We start from the raw sequence: 18,951 nt of genomic DNA on the forward strand, positions 1-18,951 counted from the left end.
ACTGACAATTTACTCAAAAGCAACTCAAAGTCGGAAAATTCAGACCGGAATATAATGGTCCAGCAGCAGCGCCGCGAACAGCAGCGCCAGGTACATGATCGACCAGGCAAAGGATTTGCGGGCGATCCGGTCGCTGTAGCGCTTGTGGACCAGCCAGCCGTAGCGCAGGAACACGGCGTTCAGCGCACAGGCGGCCACCAGGTAGACCACGCCGCTCATCCCCACCGCCCACGGCAGCGCGGCGCCGGCCGCCAGCGCCAGGCTGTAGCGCCACACCTGCAGGCCGGTGTGCGCCATGCCGTGCGTGACCGGCAGCATCGGCAGGCCGGAGCGCGCGTACTCGTCACGGCGGTACATCGCCAGCGCCCAGAAGTGCGGCGGCGTCCACAAGAAAATGATCAGGACCAGCAGCCAGGCTTCCAGCGGCACCGTATTGGCGACCGCGGACCAGCCCAGCGCTGGCGGCATCGCGCCCGCGAAGCCGCCGATCACGATATTTTGCGGGGTGTTCGGCTTGAGCAGCAGCGTGTAGATGAAGGCGTAACCGACGAAGGTCGCCAGGGTCAGCCACATCGTCAGCGGATTGACCCGGGTATACAGCAGCGCGGCGCCGGCGCCGCCCAGCACCAGCGAGAACACGACGGTGTGCAGCGGGCTCAGGCTGCCGCTGGCGGTCGCGCGGCGGGCGGTGCGCGCCATGCGGGCGTCGATCCGCGCTTCGAGCAGGCAGTTGACTGCGAAAGCGGCGCCGGCCAGCAGCCAGATGCCGGCGCCGCTGAACAGCAGCACGCTCCAGCCGGGGAAGCCCTCGCTGGCCAGCAGGCTGCCGATGACGGCGCAGAACACGGTCAGCATCGTGACGCGCGGCTTGGTCAGCGCCCAGTACTGCGAACAATAACGGGCCAGGCCGGCAGCGGCGCGGTCGCCCAGTTCCGCCGTTTCTACATCTACAACTTTAACGTTCGACATGATCGCTCGACCGCGGTGCGACAATGGCGGTCCTTTACCCAAAACCCGACATCCTAGAGGAAATCGCGGCGCAGACAAACGGGCAAAATGTCTCAGTTGCCGTACATGCCATGCAATCCAGGCCGGCTAAGCCGCTTCTTCAGGCACTACCGCGGGCCCATGCACGACGCCGGGAACCGGTTTTGCCGGCATCTGATGCATGAAAACCACATGCTGGACCATGCACAGCGCGACATAGCCAAGCAGCTCGCACAATTCCTCGAACGTCTGGGCGGTGGGAATCACCCTGTCGAGATGACAAGACATATGGCCCTCGGCGCAGGTCGATCCCATGGCAGTCGCCAGCAGGACCACCAGGGTGACCCACGGCAGGCGGTGGGAAAACGCGGCCCGCAGCGGCCCGTCGATCCGGTAGTACAGGGCGCTGAGCACCAGCCAGGCCAGCAGCACGGCGGCGCCGGGCTTGACCAGCGGCTCGATCTGGAGCGCCGTCGCGGCCATGGTCTCGCCGGCAGGGCCGGACAGCCATGCCCTCCCCCAGCTGAGTTCGCGCCCCGCCAGCAGCAGCCAGACCGGCGCGGCCCACAGCGCCAGCATGGCGACGCGCGCCGGCCGGGCGCGCAAGTACATCAGCAGCGCCAGCACGCAGCCGGCGCCCAGCACCAGCACCTGCAGGCTCTCCAGCAGGCCGCCCTCGCGCGACCAGGTTGCCGGCAGCACCAGGCTGGCCGGATAGCAGGCGGCCAGCGCCGCCAGCAGCGCCCATTCGCCGCGTCCGGCCGGCGCCCATGAAGGACTTCGTCGCATAAGCGCTCCATTCGCATGAGGCCGCGGCTCCCTGTCGGGAGGCCCGTCGGCAATCAGACGATTGTACGAAGCGCCATCACGCGCACGATTGGTTTACGGGGAAATCCTACCGGAGGTTGTTGTTTTCAGGTCAAGTACCGCTCAGTGGCCTGCGTGGGCCGGCTTGGCGGCGCTGTTCAGGGCTTTCACGGGCGCCTTGATCTCGACCTGCTCGCGCTTGCCGTCCTTGCCCTCGAATACCAGCGTCAGCGGCACCGTATCGCCCTCCTTCACCTGGGCTTTCAGGTTCATCATCATGATGTGATGGCCGCCCGGCTTGAGCTCCACCGTTTTGCCGGCGGGCAGCTCGACCGACTGCACCTGGCGCATGCGCATCACGTCGCCCTGCATCGCCATCTCGTGCACCTCGACCGTCGGGGTCAGCGGCGAGCTGACCGAGACGAACTTGCTGTCCTTGGCGGCCTGGAGCTGCATGAAGGCGCCGGTCGCCTTCTGTTGTGGAACGGTGGCGCGCACCCAGGCGTCCTTGACGATGACGTTGGCCTGGGCGTGGGCGGAACTTGCGACGGCGGCCAGCATGGCGGCGGCGGCGACGGTGCGGATGAAGTGCTTCATGGTGTTCTCCTTGAATGGTCTGGATTGGCGGGGCTCAGGCGGCATGCAGCAGCTTGCGCACGTCGGCAGCGTACTCGATCGCCGACTGGCTGTGCGACAGTTTCAGGCGCAGCTTGCCCTTGGTGTCGTAGGCATAGGTGACCGAGGTATGGTCGACGGTGTAGGAATCGCCGGTCGGCACTTTCTGGTAGATCACCTTGAATTCCTTCGCGGTCTCGGCCAGGCGCTCCGGGTCGCCGTACAGGGCGAGGAAGGTCGGATCGAAGGCCGCCGTATAGGCGTTCAGGACCTCGGGCGTGTCGCGCTCCGGATCGACGCTGATGAACAGCACCTGCAGGCGGTCGCCGTCCGGCCCCAGCAGGGCCTTGACCTCGGCCGCGCGCGCCAGCGCGGTCGGGCACACGTCCGGGCACTGGGTGAAGCCAAAGAACACCAGCACGACCTTGTCCTTGAAGTCGGCCAGCGTGCGTTCCTGGCCGCTCGGATCCTTCAGGCGGAAATCCCGGCCGAAATCGGCGCCGGTGATGTCGGCGCCGTTGAAACTGACCGAACTGCCCATGCTGCAGCCGGCCAGCGCGCCCAGCGCGAGGACCGCGCCGGACAGCACGAAGGCGCGGCGCGAGGGATGACGTGAAACTCGTTGATGCATCTTGCTACTCCTGACTACTTGTACGTTGAGCGCGACCTGCGGGCGCGTCCCCATGGGCCACGCCGCGCTGCGCGCGTAAAGACCGCGCCGACCTTGCGCCGGCGCGAGAACGTCAGGAGTGCGCGGGCGGCCCGCGTGGCGGAAGCGGTGCGCCGGCGGTGGCGGCGACGTGAAAGACGGCGGGCACACGCACCACCGCGGCGGCCAACTGCGGCGGCACAAGGCATGGCGTCGCCAGCGGCGGCGGCGCGGCGGCGGGCAGGCACAGCGGGCAGTCGAGGGTATGCCCCCTGGGGTGCACGGCGGCGCCATCGCGGTCGACGAGGACGACCTTGACGCCACCGTCGGCGCATACCAGCGCCATGGAAACCGGCTGCACCATGGGTGCGGCGCTGGCGGCGCCCAGGGTAAGGACGAACCAGGCCAGGACCAGACGGACCAGCATCGACGATGTGCGCAGGATGTGCATGACCTTCGATTATTGGTGATGACTTCCACTCCCGTCAACGGCAAGCTGCATCCAGGATCGCTTTCATCGTGTGAATCATGACGCATGCGCTTGACAGGTATTGACGTGCCGGATATCTTAACGGCAAAAAGTTGCCCCAGAGCAATTAACCCTTGGTATCAAGGGGGAGGTACCAGAAGACGGCCACAAGGCACGCGGAAAAGGCAAGGCTTGCGCGGTGCGGATGGCGGTTGCCGCCGGCGCAGGAATCCCAATCAAGAATGGTTAACCAAGGAGTATCAAATGAACCTACTGCCTCGCGGGCAGTCCTCAGGCCGCTACCGCATGCCCGGCCTCGCACTCGCGCTCACGGTATTGCTTGCCGGTTGCGGTGGTGGAGATGGCGAATCGCCCATGTCTTCCATGCACAGCGCCAGCAAGAGCCTGTTCAATGTCTTTTCCGCAGCGGCCGAGGGCCCGGAAATGCCCCTCACCCCGAAAGCCGCCAACGCCACGTCGCGCGAGCGCGACGACCTCGACGCCAGGTTCGCCATCGACGGCGATCGCAACACCCGTTGGGGCAGCCGGTTCACGGATGACCAGGACTTCACGCTCGAGTTCGCGCAGAACGTGGTCATCACCCGGGTCCGCATCGACTGGGAGAACGCGCACGCGCGCAAGTACGCGCTGCAGGTTTCCGAGGACGGCGACAACTGGACCACGATCAAGACCGTCAACGACAGCCAGGGCGGCGTCGAGGACCTGACCGGCTTCGCCGGCGAGGGCCGCTACCTGCGCGTGAAAGGCATCGAGCGCGCCGGCCAGTATGGTTATTCGATCCTCGAGATCCAGGCCTTCACCGGCACCCCGTCCAACCCCGACGCGCCGACCGAGCCCGCTCCCGAGATCCCGGTCGACCTGAGCAAGCCGGGCGTGCCCGTCAAGCCGGCCGGCGCGAGCTCGTCGCGGCCCGAGAACGGCGGCCTGGGCGCCTCGATGGCGATCGACGGCAAGCCGAACACCCGCTGGGCCAGCCACCAGGACGATGGCAATGGCGGTTGGATCCAGTTCGACTTCGCCGCACCGACCCCGATCGGCTACATCAAGCTCAATTGGGAGAATTCCTACGCGAAGCAGTACAAGCTGCAGACCTCGAACGACAACGTCAACTGGACCGACCTGCGCATCGTCGACAAGGGCCAGGGCGGCGTCGAGGAATTCTTCAACCTCAATATCGTCGCCAGGCACGTGCGCCTGCAGGGCCTGATGCGCGCCACGCAATATGGCTACTCGCTGTGGGAGGTCGAGTTCAAGACCCCGGGCAGCGACAACACCATCCCCGCGCAGCCGACGTCGGCGCACGCTTTCCCGGCCAACGGCAACGGCTGGACCCCTCTGCCGGGCTCGAGCGACGCCCTCGAGTCGCTCCAGTTCACGCTGGCGGACGGCACCCTGGTGACCCGCTTCGGCGTCCGCGTCCAGGACCGCCATGGTCGCGAACGCGGCGAGGAGTGGAACGAGATCGGCTACGGCCCCAACGAGACGGTCGACCCCGCCACCGGCCTGCCGCGCGACAAGGGCCCGGGCCGGCACCTGACCTTCGTGCCGCAGTACCACCAGAACCGCACCTGGGGCGTGGAGATCATCGACCGCAGCCGCGTGCCGAACAACACCCGTCCGGTCCTGATCGTCAACCAGTACACGCAGGTGGACTTCCGGCCGGGCGAAGTGGCATTCTTCCGCGGCTTCGACCGGCCGGGGGTCACCGGCTTCGGCTGGATGAATCCGGGCCAGCTGGTCAACGACAAGGTCGCGATGTGCCCGGCGACGCCCTACCCGCGCAACAATACGCTGTACAACGCGAACCTGGCCAACGGCGACTGCGCCCTGCAGCACTGGAACTATCCGGGCCACGCCGAACTGAACGCCGACGGCTTCCCGAACGGCCGCAGCGTCCCGGCCAGGCCGCTGGTGGCCGGCGACGTGGTCGAGATCTCGCCGTCGATGTTCTCGACCACCGCGGCGATGCAGGCCAAGGGCGACTTCGGCGGCATCCGCTACTACTCGAACGAGTGGACCTATGTGGTCGGCCAGGGCCTGCGTCCGTGGTATGGCGTGCAGCCGCGCCTGATGAACGCGCCGCTGCCCCTCGACACCCTGTCGGGCGGCATCGGCTCGGTGTCGTACAACTACAGCGACAACGGCAGTTTCATGTTCCAGCAGCCGCACAACAACACCGGCATGCAGAACATGCAGCGCTTCGTCGAAGGGCGCCGCCTGGTGCACACCAACTTCACCACCGGCAAGCACAACGAGCCGGGCAACGATCCGCATCCGAACATCGCCGGACTCCAGGGCCAGCGCTTCAACCAGGCCGCCTGTATCGCCTGCCATACGGGTAACGGCCGCAGCCCGGCGCCCGAAGTGGGCCGGCGCCTGGACACCATGGCCGTGCGCGTGGCCACGACCGCGGCCGATGGCGCCCAGCTGCCGCACCCGACCTATGGCACGACGGTGCAGATGAACGCCTCCACCGCGGCCGGCACGCCGCAGAACTGGGGAGGCGTGCGCGTCAAGGAGTTCGACACGCGCACGGTCAAGCTCGCCGACGGCACCGACGTGCAGTTGCGCAAGCCGGTGCTGGTGTTCGACGGCCCGACGCCGGACACGGTGTCGCTGCGCGCGGCCCAGCCGATGATCGGCGCCGGCCTGCTCGAAGCGGTGCCCGAGGCCGACATCCTGGCGCGCGTGCGCAGCACGCCCGACCAGGACGGCGTCAAGGGCGTGGCCAACTTCGTGTTCGATCCGGAGACCGGCGCGGTGCACCTGGGCCGCTTCGGCTGGAAGGCCTCGAAGGCGACGCTGCGTCACCAGACCGCCAGCGCGCTGCTGCAGGACATGTCGGTGACCTCGCCGGTCTATCCGAACCGCAGCTGCGACAGCAACCCGGCCGGCTGCGCCACGGCGCCCAAGGAGCGCGGCATCTCGGAAGCCGACCTGAAGCAGATCTCGAACTACCTGGCCCTGCTGGCCGTGCCGGCCCAGCGCAGCCTGCCGAGCGGCTTCCCGAAAGGCGTGTCGCCGATCGAGGAACTGGACGTCGACACCCGCCAGGTCGCCGCCGGCGCCAAGCTGTTCGAAGCCATGCGCTGCGTGGCCTGCCACACCGCCTCGATGAAGACCGGCTCGAACCACCTGTTCGCGGAACTGCGCGACCAGACGATCCGTCCTTACACCGACCTGCTGCTGCACGATATGGGGCCTGGCCTCGCCGACGACTACAAGGAAGGCCAGGCCAGCGGCCGCATGTGGCGCACGCCGGCGCTGTGGGGCCTGGGCTACACCGAAAAGGTGCTGGACCGCGAAGGCGCCGTCGGCTACCTGCACGACGGCCGCGCGCGCAACCTGACCGAAGCGATCATGTGGCACGACGGCGAAGCCGCCGCCGCGCGCAACCGCTTCGCGAAGTTGAACAAGGCCCAGCGCGACGAGTTGATGGCCTTCCTGCGCTCGCTGTAAGCTGAACGCGGCAAGGCCAGGATGAATGGCGCCGGGAGCGATCCCGGCGCCGTTTTTCATGGACACCGCCTTGACGCAATATATGGAACGTATATACTCAACATACGATTCATATATTGGAGTATCGCCATGGGCATCGTCAACATCGAGGACGACCTGCACGACCAGGTCCGCCTCGCCACCAGGGTTTCCTGCCGCTCGATCAATGCGCAAGCTGCGTTCTGGATCAAGGTCGGCATGCTGTGCGAAACCAATCCCACCCTCAGCTTCAACGAGATCGTCACGCGCGAGCTGGCCGCCGCCGGCGTGTCGGCGCCGCCCCTCACCCTCAGCGCGGCATGACCAAGCAACCGCATGAGCTGGCGCTGATGGCCGAGTCGGGCCGCCTGCTGGCGTCCGTGTTCGGGATGCTCGACCAGCTGTCCCTGGCCGGCATGACGACCCTCGAGGTCGATACGCTCGTCGAGCGCTTCATCGTCGATGAACTCGGCGCACGGCCCGCCAGCAAGGGCCAGTATGACTACGGTTTCGTGCTCAATTCCTCCATCAACCACGTGGTCTGCCACGGCGTGCCGTCGACGACCGACGTGCTGAAGGATGGCGACATCGTGAACTTCGACATCACGCTCGAAAAGAACGGCTATATCGCCGACTCCAGCAAGACCTATCTGGTCGGCCAGGTCGGCCTGGACGCGCGCCGGCTGGTGCAGACCACCTACGAGGCGATGTGGAAGGGCATTCGCGCGGTGCGGCCCGGCGCCACCCTGGGCGACGTCGGCTGGGCCATCGAGCGCCATGCCAAGAGGAATGGCTGTTCGGTGGTGCGCGAGTATTGCGGCCATGGCATCGGCCGCGAGATGCACGAGGAACCGCAGGTGCTGCACTTCGGATCGAAAGGAACCGGGCTGAAGCTGCGTGAGGGCATGGTGTTCACCATCGAACCCATGCTCAACCGGGGTGGACGCAGCGTGCGCACCGAGGATGATGGCTGGACGGTGGTGACGCGCGATGGATCGCTGTCGGCGCAGTTCGAGCACACGGTGGCCGTCACGGCCACGGGCGTCGCGGTGCTGACCCTGCGTCCCGAAGAACGCGCGATGATCGCCGCCTAGAACCTATCCCGGTAGGTGGCGGGAAGCTGGTGGCGATGCATGGCGAGCGTGGGCAAGGCGCGAGGAGGCCGCATGGCTAGCCATGCAACGACGAGTAACGCAGCGCACGTTCGTCAGGCGCGCCAGAAGCGACTGCCACCTACCGGGATAGGTTCCTAGAACACCAGCATGCGCCAGCCCGGCGCGCTGCCTTGCTCGACGAACGAGACCATGCCTTCGACACCGGCGCATTGCGGGGCCAGCATGGCGCGATCAACGCCGCTGGCATGCAGCGCCTGGGTGCAGGCGCGGATCTCCACGCCAAGATCAAGGCTGGCCTCCAGGTGACGTGCGATCGCCCACTGTTCGGCGCCGAAGCCGGTCAGGCGCGCCGCATTGTCAGCCAGCAGCCACTGGACCGACTGGCTGGAAAACAGCATCTTGACCCGCATGTCGAGCGCCGCCGCGGCCTGCGCGGTCATGAAGGGCGTCGCGAGCAGTTCGGGCCGTGTCAGGTCGCACGACCAGACCAGGATGGCCAGCCCGCGCTGCTCCTGGCTCACGGCTTGATCCAGTCGTCGATCGGCTCGAGCCGCATGCGGCGCTCGGCCTGTTCGGCCAGGGTGGCGCCATGCGCCAGCCGGGCACGGTCGCGCTCCCAGTCGCTGGCCTGGACCACGGAGATCCAGCCCTTGCCGTACGGGTCCTGGTTGATGAGTTCGGGCTTGTCTTCGAGCAGCTCGTTGATCTCGACCACCGTGCCGGAAACCGGCGTCTTGATCGTCACCACCGTCTTGCTCAGCTCGACGACGCCCATGGTCTTGCCCTGCTCGAGCTCGGTGCCGACCGACTTCGGCCGGCACATATAAAAGTAATTACCGCTGATCTTGACGCCGAAGGCGCTGACGCCGACCTGCATGCGGCCATCGCCCAGGTCACGGCACCACATATCGTTCTCGAGATCGAAATAGCAGTCGTCCGGATAGTCGAAGCCGAGAATGAGCATGGTGTTGGTTTGGGGAAGGATCTAAGGGGCAACTGCATGGCGGAAGGATGCGGGAGTCGAACCCACCCGGCGACGCATGGCGCCACCAACTGGGTTTGAAGCCCAGCCGCCCCACCAGGGACGATTTCCTTCCGATGAGCACGCATTTTACCGCGTGCGGGCAATTCAATCCAGTGCCGGGCTGGAACGACGCTCCAGGATCTGCAGTTTGCCGAGCACGCTCGCCACTTTGGTGGTGATGACGTCGATCGCCGGGCCGTTGGCGCCGTGCGGCAGGATCATGTCGGCCTTGCGCCTGGTCGGCTCGATGAACTGCTTGTGCATCGGACGCACCGTGTCCAGGTACTGGCCGACGATGCTGTCCAGCGAACGGCCACGTTCGGCGACGTCGCGCTGCAGGCGGCGGATGAAGCGCACGTCGGGCGCGGTGTCGACGAAGATTTTCAGGGACATCATGTCGCGCAGGTCGGCATCGTACAGGGCGAACAAGCCCTCGATCACGATCACCGGGGCCGGCTTGACGGGAATGGTCTGGTCGGTGCGGTTGGACACGGTGAAGTCATAGATCGGCATCGCGATCGATTCGCCGTTGCGCAAGGCGCGCACGTGCTCGACCAGCAACGGCCAGTCGAAGGCTTGCGGGTGATCGTAGTTCTGCTCGCGCCGCTCTGCCATGGTGAGATGGGTCTGGTCGCGGTAGTAGTCGTCCTGCATGACGACGGAGACGAGATCGGCGCCGAACGACGACAGCACTTGCTGCGTCACCGTCGACTTGCCACTGCCGCTGCCGCCGGCGACGCCAATGACGAAGGGTACAAAAGGTTGCGAAGGATTCTGATTCATCCCGCCATGATACCGGAGCGGCGGGGGTTTCGACAGGGGCGACGCGGGTTCGCGCGCCCGCGTGTCATGACATCGTCATGCACGTCGCTTACCTTGGCGAAGTTGCAAGCCATGTCGGCACGACAACACACAGCGGCACAGTTTGTTGCCCAATCGCAATCGAACATTTCCGGACAGATCTCATGACTTCACGCCGCAGATTCCTGAGCAGCAGCGCCCGCGCCGGCATCGCCGCCGCCACCTACGCCGCCTTCCCGCCCGCCATCCAGCGCGCGCTCGCCATCCCCGCCAACAATGCCACCGGCACCATCCGCGACGTCGAGCACGTGGTGATCCTGATGCAGGAAAACCGCGCCTTCGACCATTACTTCGGCACGCTGGCCGGCGTGCGCGGCTTCGGCGACCGCTTTCCGATTCCGCTACCGGAGAGCCGCAACGTGTGGCAGCAGCGCATGGGCAACGGCAACCTGATGATGCCCTTTCACCTCGACGGCAGCAAGGGCAACGCCCAGCGCGCCAACGGCACGCCGCACGACTGGCTCGACAGCCAGCTGGCCTGGGACAACGGCCGCATGGACCAGTGGCCGCGCTACAAGAATCCGATCTCGATGGGCTATTTCAAGGAGAGCGAAATCCCCTTTGCCTTCGCGCTGGCCAATGCCTTCACCCTGTGCGACGCCTACCACTGCGCGATGCACACCGGCACCGACGCCAACCGCTCGTTCTTCCTGACCGGCACCAATGGCGCGGTGCCGACCGGCCGGGCCTTCGTCACCAACGAGTGGGATGCGATTGACGGGGTTCCTGGCGGCGTCGATACCGGCTACACCTGGACCACGTACGCGGAGCGTCTCGAGCAGGCCGGCGTCAAGTGGATCAGCTACCAGAACATGCCCGACGAGTGGGGCGACAATATGCTGGGCGCCTTCCGCCAGTTCAGGCGCGCCAATATCGCGTCGGGCTACCCGGTCTCGAGCGGCGGCGCGCCTGGCCAGCCCTACACGAATACCGGCCAGTCGCTGCCCTATAAAGCCTATGACGCGGCGACCGACAACCCAAACAATCCGCTCTACAAGGGCATCGCCAACACCTTGCCGGGCACCCGGCCCGAGCAGTACCTGGACGCCTTCAGGCGCGACATCCGCGAGGGCAAGCTGCCGCAGGTATCGTGGATGAACGCGCCATCGATCTACTGCGAGCATCCAGGCCCATCGAGTCCGGTGCAGGGTTCCTGGTTCCTGCAAGAAGTGCTGGACGCCCTGACCGCCAACCCCGAGGTCTGGAGCAAGACCGTCCTGATCGTCAACTTCGACGAGAACGACGGCTACTTCGACCACGTGCCCTCCCCCTCGGCGCCGTCACCCGACGGCAAGGGCGGCTACGCCGGCAAGTCCACGCTGGCGCCCGGCGACCTGGCGCACGAGTACTATACGCATCCGCGGCCGCCCGGCAGCACCAAGCAGCCGGCGCCGGACGGCCGCGTGTACGGCCCTGGCCCGCGCGTGCCGATGTACGTGATTTCGCCATGGAGCCGCGGCGGCTGGGTCAACTCGCAGGTGTTCGATCACACCTCGGTGCTGCGCTTCCTCGAAGCGCGTTTCGGTGTGAAGGAGCCCAACATCAGCCCGTTCCGCCGGGCGGTATGCGGCGATCTCACCAGCGCCTTCAACTTCGTCTCGCCCAACGACGAGGCGCTGCCGGTGCTAACAGGGCGCAAGACGAAGAGCGAGGCCGACGCCCTGCGCGCCTCCCAGCAACGGCTGCCGCAGATCCCGGCGCCCGCCGCGCCGCAAATGCCCGTCCAGGCCACGGGGACGCGCCCCTCGCGCGCGCTGCCGTACGAGCTGGCCACCACCTGCGAGGTGCAGCCGGGCGCCACGATGGCAGCGGCGCGGGTGGCGCTGAACTTCATCAACACCGGCCGCCAGGGCGCGGTGTTCCATGTCTATGACCGCAAGAACCTGGCGGCCATCCCGCGCCGCTACACGGTCGAAGCGGGCAAGTCGTTGTCGGACGTGTGGACGCCGGCGGTCGGCGGCGCCTACGACCTGTGGGTGCTGGGGCCGAACGGCTACCACCGTCATTTCACCGGCAGCGCGCTGCGCGCCGTGGCGGCCGGCCAGCCGCGGCCCGACGTCCAGGTGCGCTGCGACGCCGCTGTCGGCGAACTGGTGCTGCGTCTGGTGAACACCGGCGCGGCGCCCTGCACCTTCAACCTGGGCGCCAACGCGTATGCAGCGCTACGGCAACAGCACACGCTGGCGCCGCGCACCGAACTCACCGTGCGCATCCCGGTGGCGGGCAACGATTACTGGTACGACTTCAGCGCCACCGTCTCCGGCCAGCCCGACTACCTGCGCCGCTTCGCCGGCCGCGTCGAGACCGGCCGCCACACGGTCAGCGACCCGGCGCTGGGCCGCATCTAGACAACCATCGAAAGGAATTCTCATGCAATCGATCATTCGCAACTTGGCGGTCGGCGCCGCCATCGCGCTGTGCGCTCCGTTCGCCGCGGCCGCGGTGCTGGACTTCGACGACATCGTTGGCCCAGACGGCTTCGCCGCCGTGCCCGGCAACTATGGTGGCCTGGACTGGTCGGCGTCCGGCCTGAATGTCTTTACCGCGCAAGGAGCGCCTTTCACGCCGCACTCGGGCCTGGGCCAGGTCACGACCGACTGGATCGACGGCGGGCCGATCGCAAACACCATTCGCTTCCTGGCGCCGACAGTGTTCAATGGCGCCTGGTTCTCGGGCTATGAGGACAGCAGCGTAACCTTCGACCTCTACTTCGCCGGCCGACTGGTCGCCAGCTCGGATGCGCTCCAACTGTCGGGCACGTCGGCTTTCCTCGATGCAGGATGGGATGGCGCGATCGATTCGGTGGTCGTGCGGACCGGCGCCCAGGGTTCGTACGCGATGGACGACTTCAGCTTCGTGGATCCGGCGCAGGTGCCGGAGCCGGGCATGCCGGCCCTGATGCTGGCCGGCCTCGGCGGCCTTCTAATCCTTCGGCGGAAACAGCAAGGTCCCCGGCCGTAACAGGTGCACGTCGCCGACCCGGCGCAAGAAGCCGATGCGGTCGAAGAATTCCAGGATCTGGATCGCGCGCTTGCGGCCCAGGCCGGTCTCGTCGCGGAAACGCCCCGCCGTGACCTGACCCTGGGCATCTTCGCGCGCCAGGCGCCGCACCAGGTCGGCGGCCTCCTGCATCACGGCCGGGTGGTAGAACAGGTCCTTGACCACCTGGTACACGTCGCCGCCGCGCGCCATCCGGCCCAGCACCTGGCGCACCTGGACTTCGGGCAGGCGCGCGGTCTGGGCGATGTCGCGCACCCAGGGTGGATCGAAGCGGCCGTCCAGCAGTTTCGGCAGCGCGTGTTCGGCCACCACCTGCTCGGCCGCGCGCAAGGCCACGCCATGCTCCGGCAGGTGCAGGAAGCCGTTGCGGCGATTGACGCTGCCGGTCGCAATCATGTGTTCGGTCAGCTGCAGCCACAATGCCTCCGGCATGCGCGGGGCGGCCAGGCGGCGCGCGCGCAGCAGGTCGGGGCCGATCTCGTCCGGGTATTTCGCGTGGAAGTCGCCCAGCGCGCGCAGCAGGCCGGCTTCGTTTTCCTGCAGGCGGGCGCGTGAAATCAGCCATTCGCCGCCGGCGCCGACCACGATGTCCGGCACCGCGTCCAGGTCGAACGGCCAGCGCGCCAGGCCGCTGCTCCTGAGCCAGGTCGCGCCGTTGACACCATACGGCGCCTGGGCCAGCGCGCCCAGCAGGCGGGTCATCGGCTCGATCGCGCGCTGGGTCTCCAGATAGGCCAGGCGTTCCGGCGTCTGGCGGTAGCGCACGGGTCCCAGGGGATCGAGCACCGAGCCGCCGGCGATGGTGCGGATCGCCGAGGCGTCGCGCAGGATGAAGCGGTCGCCGTGCCAGACGTTGGCCGGCTTGTGCAGCACCAGTTGCGCCGGCGCCGCCGCGCCGGGCGCGATCGAAGGCTGGCCCAATATGGCCACGGTGGCCAGGCAATCCTGGGTCGCCGCATGCAGGTGCACCAGGGTGCCCGAGCGCAGCGCGCGCTCTTCGGTGGCCGCCACCTGCAGCCAGACGTCGATGCGCTGCGTCGTCAGCGCGATCGCCGGGTCGCACAGCACCTGGCCGCGCAACTCGTCGCTGCGTTCCAGGCCGGCCAGGCCGACCGCGCAGCGCTGGCCGGCGTGGGCTTCCTGCGCCGCCCTGCTGTGCACCTGCAGGCTGCGCACCCGGTATTCCCTGTCCGGCGCGGCGGCCAGCGACAGGCCGTCGCCGATGCCGACCTTGCCGCTCGAGACGCTGCCCGCGACCACGGTGCCCACGCCGTCGAGCGTGAAGGCGCGGTCCAGGCCCATGCGAAAGCCCGCGCCGGGCACGCCGTCGATGGGCGCCGCATGCAGCTCGCGCACCAGCAGCGCGCGCAAGGCGTCGATGCCGTCGCCGCGGATGCTCGACACCTGCAGCACCGGGTAATCCTCGAGGCCGGCGCTGGCCAGCAGGCCGGCGACCGCCGCCTCGGTCGCGCGCAGGCGCTCGGCGTCGACGCGGTCGATCTTGGTAATCACGGCGGCGCCGCGCCGCACGCCGAGCAGCGACAGGATGGTCGCGTGCTCGATCGTCTGCGGCATCGGACCGTCGTCGGCCGCGATCAGCAAAAGGCCGAAATCGATGCCGCTGGCGCCGGCGACCATCGTGCGCACCAGCTTTTCGTGGCCCGGCACGTCGACGAAGCCGATCCGGGCGCCATCCTCGAGAGGCATCCAGGCATAGCCCAGTTCGATGGTGATGCCACGCTTTTTCTCTTCCGGCAGGCGGTCGGCGTCGATGCCGGTCAGCGCGCGCACCAGCGCGGTCTTGCCATGGTCAATGTGTCCGGCGGTGCCGACGATCATGCGAAATCCTTTAGGTTCTTATGCTTCGACGAGTGCCGCGCGCAATACGCCCAGTTGCCCCAGCAGCTCGGCCGGGTCGTCGACGCAGCGGCAGTCGAGCAGCAGGCGGTCGTCGGCGATGCGGCCGATCACCGGCAGCGGCAGCGCGCGGAGCGCTTCGGCCAGCGCGTCGAGCGCTGTGCCCATGCCACGCTTGCTGGAGAGGTTCGGCGCGATCGCCAGCCCGCTCGACGGCAGGCGGTCGATCGGCAGCGAGCCGGAACCGATCTGGCTCAGCATCGTCTCCAGCGTCACCGTATAGCGCGGCGCCAGCGCCTCGCGCAGCGGCGTCAGGATGGCGTTCGCGGTGGCGCCCACCTGCTCCTGGGTGCGCGTCAGCCAGCGCAGGGTCGGCAAGTCGCGCACCAGCAGCTCGGGCTGCAGGTACAGCCGCAGCGTCGCTTCCAGCGCCGCCAGCGGCAGTTTCGACAGGCGCAGCGCGCGCTTCATCGGGAAGGTGCGGATGCGGGTGACGAATTCCTTCGAGCCGACGATCAGGCCGGCCTGCGGCCCGCCCAGCAGCTTGTCGCCCGAGAAGGTGACCACGTCGCAGCCGGCCGCCAGCATCTGCTGCGGCGTCGGCTCCTGCGGCAGGCCGTATTTGCCCATGTCGATCAGCGAACCGCTGCCCAGGTCGCTGACCAGGGCCACGCCGCGGGCGCGCGCCAGGGGGGCGAGTTCCGCCTCCGACACCGCGCTGGTGAAGCCCTGCACCGCGTAATTGCTGGTGTGAACCTTCAACAGGAGCGCGGTGCGCTCGTTGATCGCGCGTTCGTAGTCGGCCAGGTGGGTGCGGTTGGTGGTGCCGACTTCGACCATGTGGGCGCCGGCGCTGGCCATCACGTCGGGCATGCGGAAGGCGCCGCCGATTTCCACCAGTTCGCCGCGCGAGACGATCGCTTCGCGTCCGCCGCCCAGTGCCGCCAGCGACAGCAGCACGGCGGCGGCGTTGTTGTTGACCACGGTCGCGGCTTCGGCGCCCGTGATCTCGCACAGCAGGCCTTCGACGATGCTGTCGCGGTCGCCCCGGCTGCCCCTGGCGAGTTCGTATTCGAGGTTGTTCGGGCCGGCCATCATCGCCACCAGGTGGTCGATTGCCGCTTGCGGCAGGACGGCGCGTCCGAGATTGGTATGGATGACCGTACCGGTCAGGTTGATCACCCGGCGCATGTTCGGCGCCAGGCGGTCGGCGATACGCCCGGCCAGCATCTGGCCGAGCGCCTCCGGCAACAGCGCGCTCGCGGGGAGCGCGCCGGCCAGGGCCTGCGCGCGCAGGTTGTCCACTTGCGCGCGCGCTTCCAGCGCGACCAGGGTATGGCCGTGGCTGGAAACCAGCGCCTGCACGGATGGCAGGCGCAGCAGTTTATCGATCGAAGGCAGATCCTTGACTGTCGCCTTCGAGCCGTGGACCACGGACTCGTCAAGCGACATGGTCAGTTCCTCGTTCGTTCGTCGGACTCGCCAGCGTCCTCTTCGCCGCCCGTGAGCAGCAACAAGTTGACGCCATGCGGCTGGAAGCCTGCTTCGGACACCAAAATATCCAGTGTCAGCGTGGCCACGTCGTCGGCCACCGGATCGACGTGGAGATCTCGCTCCATGCGCACGATCTTGAGGTAGTGGCCGCACTCGTCGCAGGTTTCGGCCTGGACCGATGCCTGCGCCGTATCTTCCTGCGCGCCATCGGTGGCCACCGCCTGCAGCGAGTGGTAGTGGATGCCCTTGGTGGACTGGCAGTGGCTGCACTTGACCCGCACCATATGCCACTGTGTCGAGCACAGAGCGCAATTGAGGTAGCGGAAGTTGCTGCCGCTGGCGTCCAGCCTGGTGACCGACGAGGTCGGCAAGCTGCCGCAGCACGGGCACAGGGTCACGTCGAGCGTGCGCCCGAACGGTTCCTGGCGCGCCGCGCCGTGGGTCTGCTGGATCGCCAGCACCATATGGGTCCAGTAGACCTGCAGGCCGGCCGCCACCAGCGGCGCCGCGCTCATGTCCAGGCCGGCCGCGCCTTGCAGCAGCAGTTCGGCCTGGCCCTCGAGGTGGGCGTCGTCCTGGGCCAGCAAGGCCTGCACGGCCGCCTGGGCCGGGCTGCCCGCGAGGCGCGGGGCCAAGAGCTCCAGCATGCGGCGGAAAGCCGCACGCCAGGCCGGGTCACGCGGCCACAGCGGCGCCGGCAGCGGCGCCTGGGCGGCGCGGCCGGCGGCCAGCAAGTCGTCGCCGCTCGGCAGCGCGACTTCCGGGTAGTCCTGCAGGACTTCATGCTGGACGTGCGCCAGTTCGGCGGCGAACAGCAGGAAGTCGCGCATCGCATGCCCGGCCGCCAGCTCGCGCAGGCGGGTTTCACGGGTGGCGAACAGCTCTGCCCGCACCGGGAGGTGCAGGTAGGGCATCTGCTGCCCGGACCGGACCGCGATTTCTTCCGGGCTGAGCAGCGGTGTTGCTTTGGTAACACTCATAGAGCAGTGAAGTCCTTAACGTTTCTTGCGCGAGGTATTGTCTTGCGTGACTTCCTTATACCACAGCGGATGGTGCGACTTCGCCCAGTCCTCGTGCACGGTGCCACGGGTCATGGCGCGGAACGAGCCCTTGACCCAGATGGCGGCGTACACGTGGATGATCACGCTCAGCACCAGCGCGAACGCTGCCACTGCATGGACCAGCATCGCGGCGCGGCGCAGCGGAATCGAGAAGAAGTCCGCGAACCACGGCTGCCAGAACATGAACCCGGTGATCAGGAGCAGCACGAGGCTGATCGCGAACACCCAGAACACGCCCTTCTGGCCGGCGTTGTACTTGTGCACCGGCGGCATGCCGTGCTCGTCGCCGGTGGTCACCATGCGCGGCGCCTTCTTGACCCATTCCGTATCGGACTTGGTCCAGAAGTTGTCGCGCACCACGGCGAAGAACAGGAACACGAAGCCCAGCACCATGAACAGCCCGAAGAACGGGTGCAGGATGCGGGTCCACTGTCCACCGCCGAAGAAGGCGCTGAAGAAGTACATCGAAGGATGGAACAATGCCAGCCCGGTCAGTCCCGCGCAGATGAACAGCAGGGCCACGGCCCAGTGGTTCATCCGCGTGCGGTCACGATAGCGAGTGATAAACATGTTCTTCTCCTTAAACGCGCGTATCTTCGCGCTGGTCTGCGTCGGGCGTCGGCTGCACCGGCGGTTCGTCCACATGGGTCTCGATCGGACCCACTTTCATGTAGTGGAAGAAACCGGCCACGGCGGCGCCGATCATCGCGGCCACGCCCAGCGGCTTGGCCACGCCTTTCCACAGCGCCACGGTCGGGCTGATGGTCGGGTTTTCCGGCAGGCCGGCGTACAGGTTCGGCTTGTCGGCGTGCTGCAGCACGTACATGACGTGCGTGCCGCCGACGCCGGCCGGATTGTACAGGCCCGCGTTCTGGTAACCGCGCTCCTTCAGGTCGACCACACGGTCGCCCGCGTATTCGATCATGTCTTCCTTGGTGCCGAAACGGATGGCGCCAGTAGGACAGATCTTCACGCAGGCAGGCTCCATGTTCACTGCCACGCGGTCCGCGCACAGCGAGCACTTATAAGCCTTCGAGTCCACCTTGCTGATGCGTGGCACGTCGAACGGGCAGCCGGCGACGCAGTAGCCGCAGCCGATGCAGTTCTCGCTGATGAAGTCGACGATGCCGTTGGTGTACTTGACGATCGCGCCCGGCGCCGGGCAGGCCTTCAGGCAGCCCGGTTCGTCGCAGTGCATGCAGCCGTCCTTGCGGATCAGCCACTCCAGGCGGTCACCTTCGTCAGGCGTCTGGGTGACGACTTCCGAGTACTTCATGACCGTCCACGACTGCGGCGTCAGGTCGCGCGGGTTGTCGTAGGTGCCGTGGGTTTCGCCGACTTCGTCGCGCAGGTCGTTCCACTGCATGCACGCCACCTGGCATGCCTTGCAGCCGATGCAGCTCGAGACGTCGATCAGCTTGGCGACTTCCGCCTTGTGGGTACGCGCCACCGGCGTCGTCGCGGTCGTTGCCGACCGCTTCGCGATATCGAGAGATTGAAGCGAAGACATGGTA

The 18,951-nt window shown here is 67.2% G+C and carries 18 protein-coding genes and 1 tRNA gene; 5 read left to right on the top strand and 14 right to left on the bottom strand.

The genetic code is table 11. The annotated features are described in order from the left end of the window. Positions 1-39 precede the first annotated feature (39 nt). From cyoE to LO55_RS20680, 5 genes are all read right to left on the bottom strand, one after another. Positions 40-969, bottom strand: a complete 930-nt coding sequence (gene cyoE, locus LO55_RS20660; protein WP_083415481.1) for a heme o synthase — start codon at positions 967-969, stop codon at positions 40-42. 126 nt (positions 970-1,095) lie between these two features. After that, on the bottom strand, positions 1,096-1,776 hold the full coding sequence (locus LO55_RS20665) for a hypothetical protein (RefSeq protein WP_071362928.1): 681 nt from the start codon (positions 1,774-1,776) through the stop codon (positions 1,096-1,098). A 141-nt stretch (positions 1,777-1,917) separates the two neighbouring features. Further along, positions 1,918-2,391, bottom strand: coding sequence for a copper chaperone PCu(A)C (locus LO55_RS20670; protein ID WP_071362929.1), 474 nt, complete (start codon positions 2,389-2,391; stop codon positions 1,918-1,920). A 34-nt stretch (positions 2,392-2,425) separates the two neighbouring features. Beyond that, the gene (locus LO55_RS20675) at positions 2,426-3,040 is read right to left on the bottom strand and encodes an SCO family protein (protein WP_071362930.1); all 615 of its coding nucleotides are present in this window, start codon (positions 3,038-3,040) and stop codon (positions 2,426-2,428) included. A gap of 112 nt (positions 3,041-3,152) precedes the next feature. Beyond that, positions 3,153-3,509, bottom strand: coding sequence for a DUF2946 domain-containing protein (locus tag LO55_RS20680; RefSeq protein ID WP_071362931.1), 357 nt, complete (start codon positions 3,507-3,509; stop codon positions 3,153-3,155). Between the two features lie 282 nt (positions 3,510-3,791). Between LO55_RS20680 and LO55_RS20685 the strand changes: the two genes are divergently transcribed. The 3 genes from LO55_RS20685 to map all read left to right on the top strand — a co-directional run bounded on the left by LO55_RS20685 (position 3,792) and on the right by map (position 8,119). Continuing rightward, a complete protein-coding gene (locus tag LO55_RS20685; RefSeq protein WP_071362932.1) occupies positions 3,792-7,007 on the top strand; it encodes a di-heme oxidoredictase family protein in 3,216 nt (1,071 codons plus the stop codon). Positions 7,008-7,136: 129 nt separating this feature from the next. Continuing rightward, the gene (locus LO55_RS20690) at positions 7,137-7,349 is read left to right on the top strand and encodes a ParD-like family protein (RefSeq protein ID WP_071362933.1); all 213 of its coding nucleotides are present in this window, start codon (positions 7,137-7,139) and stop codon (positions 7,347-7,349) included. Further along, entirely contained in the window at positions 7,346-8,119 is a 774-nt protein-coding gene (gene map, locus LO55_RS20695; RefSeq protein ID WP_071362934.1) for a type I methionyl aminopeptidase, read from the top strand. The genes LO55_RS20690 and map overlap by 4 nt, the downstream gene beginning before the upstream one ends. Positions 8,120-8,274: 155 nt before the next feature. Here map and LO55_RS20700 read toward each other — a convergent pair whose 3' ends face one another. The 4 genes from LO55_RS20700 to udk all read right to left on the bottom strand — a co-directional run bounded on the left by LO55_RS20700 (position 8,275) and on the right by udk (position 9,947). Further along, on the bottom strand, positions 8,275-8,661 hold the full coding sequence (locus LO55_RS20700; protein ID WP_071362935.1) for a DsrE family protein: 387 nt from the start codon (positions 8,659-8,661) through the stop codon (positions 8,275-8,277). Next, positions 8,658-9,104 (bottom strand): glycine cleavage system protein H, encoded by a 447-nt coding sequence (locus LO55_RS20705; protein WP_071362936.1) that lies wholly within the window; start codon positions 9,102-9,104, stop codon positions 8,658-8,660. Before LO55_RS20705 ends, LO55_RS20700 begins: the two co-directional genes overlap by 4 nt. A gap of 37 nt (positions 9,105-9,141) precedes the next feature. Next, positions 9,142-9,237 (bottom strand) — tRNA-Sec (locus LO55_RS20710). Between the two features lie 32 nt (positions 9,238-9,269). Continuing rightward, a complete protein-coding gene (udk, locus tag LO55_RS20715) occupies positions 9,270-9,947 on the bottom strand; it encodes a uridine kinase (RefSeq protein ID WP_005671004.1) in 678 nt (225 codons plus the stop codon). Between the two features lie 182 nt (positions 9,948-10,129). Between udk and LO55_RS20720 the strand changes: the two genes are divergently transcribed. Continuing rightward, positions 10,130-12,373, top strand: coding sequence for a phosphocholine-specific phospholipase C (locus LO55_RS20720; RefSeq protein ID WP_071362937.1), 2,244 nt, complete (start codon positions 10,130-10,132; stop codon positions 12,371-12,373). 22 nt (positions 12,374-12,395) lie between these two features. Then, positions 12,396-12,986 (top strand): PEP-CTERM sorting domain-containing protein, encoded by a 591-nt coding sequence (locus LO55_RS20725; RefSeq protein WP_071362938.1) that lies wholly within the window; start codon positions 12,396-12,398, stop codon positions 12,984-12,986. Here the strand turns inward: LO55_RS20725 and selB are convergent. The 5 genes from selB to fdxH are packed head-to-tail and all read right to left on the bottom strand — an operon-like array spanning position 12,948 to position 18,947. Continuing rightward, on the bottom strand, positions 12,948-14,864 hold the full coding sequence (selB, locus tag LO55_RS20730; protein WP_071362939.1) for a selenocysteine-specific translation elongation factor: 1,917 nt from the start codon (positions 14,862-14,864) through the stop codon (positions 12,948-12,950). The two genes, LO55_RS20725 and selB, sit on opposite strands and share 39 nt — an antisense overlap. Positions 14,865-14,882: 18 nt before the next feature. Next, on the bottom strand, positions 14,883-16,334 hold the full coding sequence (selA, locus tag LO55_RS20735) for an L-seryl-tRNA(Sec) selenium transferase (protein WP_071362940.1): 1,452 nt from the start codon (positions 16,332-16,334) through the stop codon (positions 14,883-14,885). 2 nt (positions 16,335-16,336) lie between these two features. Beyond that, entirely contained in the window at positions 16,337-17,356 is a 1,020-nt protein-coding gene (gene fdhE / locus LO55_RS20740; RefSeq protein WP_071362941.1) for a formate dehydrogenase accessory protein FdhE, read from the bottom strand. A gap of 15 nt (positions 17,357-17,371) precedes the next feature. Continuing rightward, positions 17,372-18,007 carry a formate dehydrogenase subunit gamma gene (locus LO55_RS20745; protein WP_071362942.1) on the bottom strand — a complete coding sequence of 212 codons (636 nt, stop codon included), beginning with the start codon at positions 18,005-18,007 and terminating at the stop codon, positions 17,372-17,374. 10 nt (positions 18,008-18,017) lie between these two features. Further along, positions 18,018-18,947: a formate dehydrogenase subunit beta gene (gene fdxH / locus LO55_RS20750; protein WP_071362943.1), complete on the bottom strand. Its 930-nt coding sequence runs from the start codon at positions 18,945-18,947 to the stop codon at positions 18,018-18,020. Between the last annotated feature and the right edge of the window lie 4 nt (positions 18,948-18,951).

The sequence above is a fragment of the Massilia timonae genome (assembly GCF_001866515.1).
GTDB lineage: Bacteria > Pseudomonadota > Gammaproteobacteria > Burkholderiales > Burkholderiaceae_D > Telluria > Telluria timonae.

Excerpts from the sequence above, each read along its gene's own strand:
- cyoE (WP_083415481.1), bottom strand. The coding sequence starts at position 969 with ATGTCGAACGTTAAAGTTGTAGATGTAGAAACGGCGGAACTGGGCGAC.
- LO55_RS20665 (WP_071362928.1), bottom strand. The coding sequence starts at position 1,776 with ATGCGACGAAGTCCTTCATGGGCGCCGGCCGGACGCGGCGAATGGGCG.
- LO55_RS20670 (WP_071362929.1), bottom strand. The coding sequence starts at position 2,391 with ATGAAGCACTTCATCCGCACCGTCGCCGCCGCCGCCATGCTGGCCGCC.
- LO55_RS20675 (WP_071362930.1), bottom strand. The coding sequence starts at position 3,040 with ATGCATCAACGAGTTTCACGTCATCCCTCGCGCCGCGCCTTCGTGCTG.
- LO55_RS20680 (WP_071362931.1), bottom strand. The coding sequence starts at position 3,509 with ATGCACATCCTGCGCACATCGTCGATGCTGGTCCGTCTGGTCCTGGCC.
- LO55_RS20685 (WP_071362932.1), top strand. The coding sequence starts at position 3,792 with ATGAACCTACTGCCTCGCGGGCAGTCCTCAGGCCGCTACCGCATGCCC.
- LO55_RS20690 (WP_071362933.1), top strand. The coding sequence starts at position 7,137 with ATGGGCATCGTCAACATCGAGGACGACCTGCACGACCAGGTCCGCCTC.
- map (WP_071362934.1), top strand. The coding sequence starts at position 7,346 with ATGACCAAGCAACCGCATGAGCTGGCGCTGATGGCCGAGTCGGGCCGC.
- LO55_RS20705 (WP_071362936.1), bottom strand. The coding sequence starts at position 9,104 with ATGCTCATTCTCGGCTTCGACTATCCGGACGACTGCTATTTCGATCTC.
- udk (WP_005671004.1), bottom strand. The coding sequence starts at position 9,947 with ATGAATCAGAATCCTTCGCAACCTTTTGTACCCTTCGTCATTGGCGTC.
- LO55_RS20720 (WP_071362937.1), top strand. The coding sequence starts at position 10,130 with ATGACTTCACGCCGCAGATTCCTGAGCAGCAGCGCCCGCGCCGGCATC.
- LO55_RS20725 (WP_071362938.1), top strand. The coding sequence starts at position 12,396 with ATGCAATCGATCATTCGCAACTTGGCGGTCGGCGCCGCCATCGCGCTG.
- selB (WP_071362939.1), bottom strand. The coding sequence starts at position 14,864 with ATGATCGTCGGCACCGCCGGACACATTGACCATGGCAAGACCGCGCTG.
- selA (WP_071362940.1), bottom strand. The coding sequence starts at position 16,334 with ATGTCGCTTGACGAGTCCGTGGTCCACGGCTCGAAGGCGACAGTCAAG.
- fdhE (WP_071362941.1), bottom strand. The coding sequence starts at position 17,356 with ATGAGTGTTACCAAAGCAACACCGCTGCTCAGCCCGGAAGAAATCGCG.
- LO55_RS20745 (WP_071362942.1), bottom strand. The coding sequence starts at position 18,007 with ATGTTTATCACTCGCTATCGTGACCGCACGCGGATGAACCACTGGGCC.
- fdxH (WP_071362943.1), bottom strand. The coding sequence starts at position 18,947 with ATGTCTTCGCTTCAATCTCTCGATATCGCGAAGCGGTCGGCAACGACC.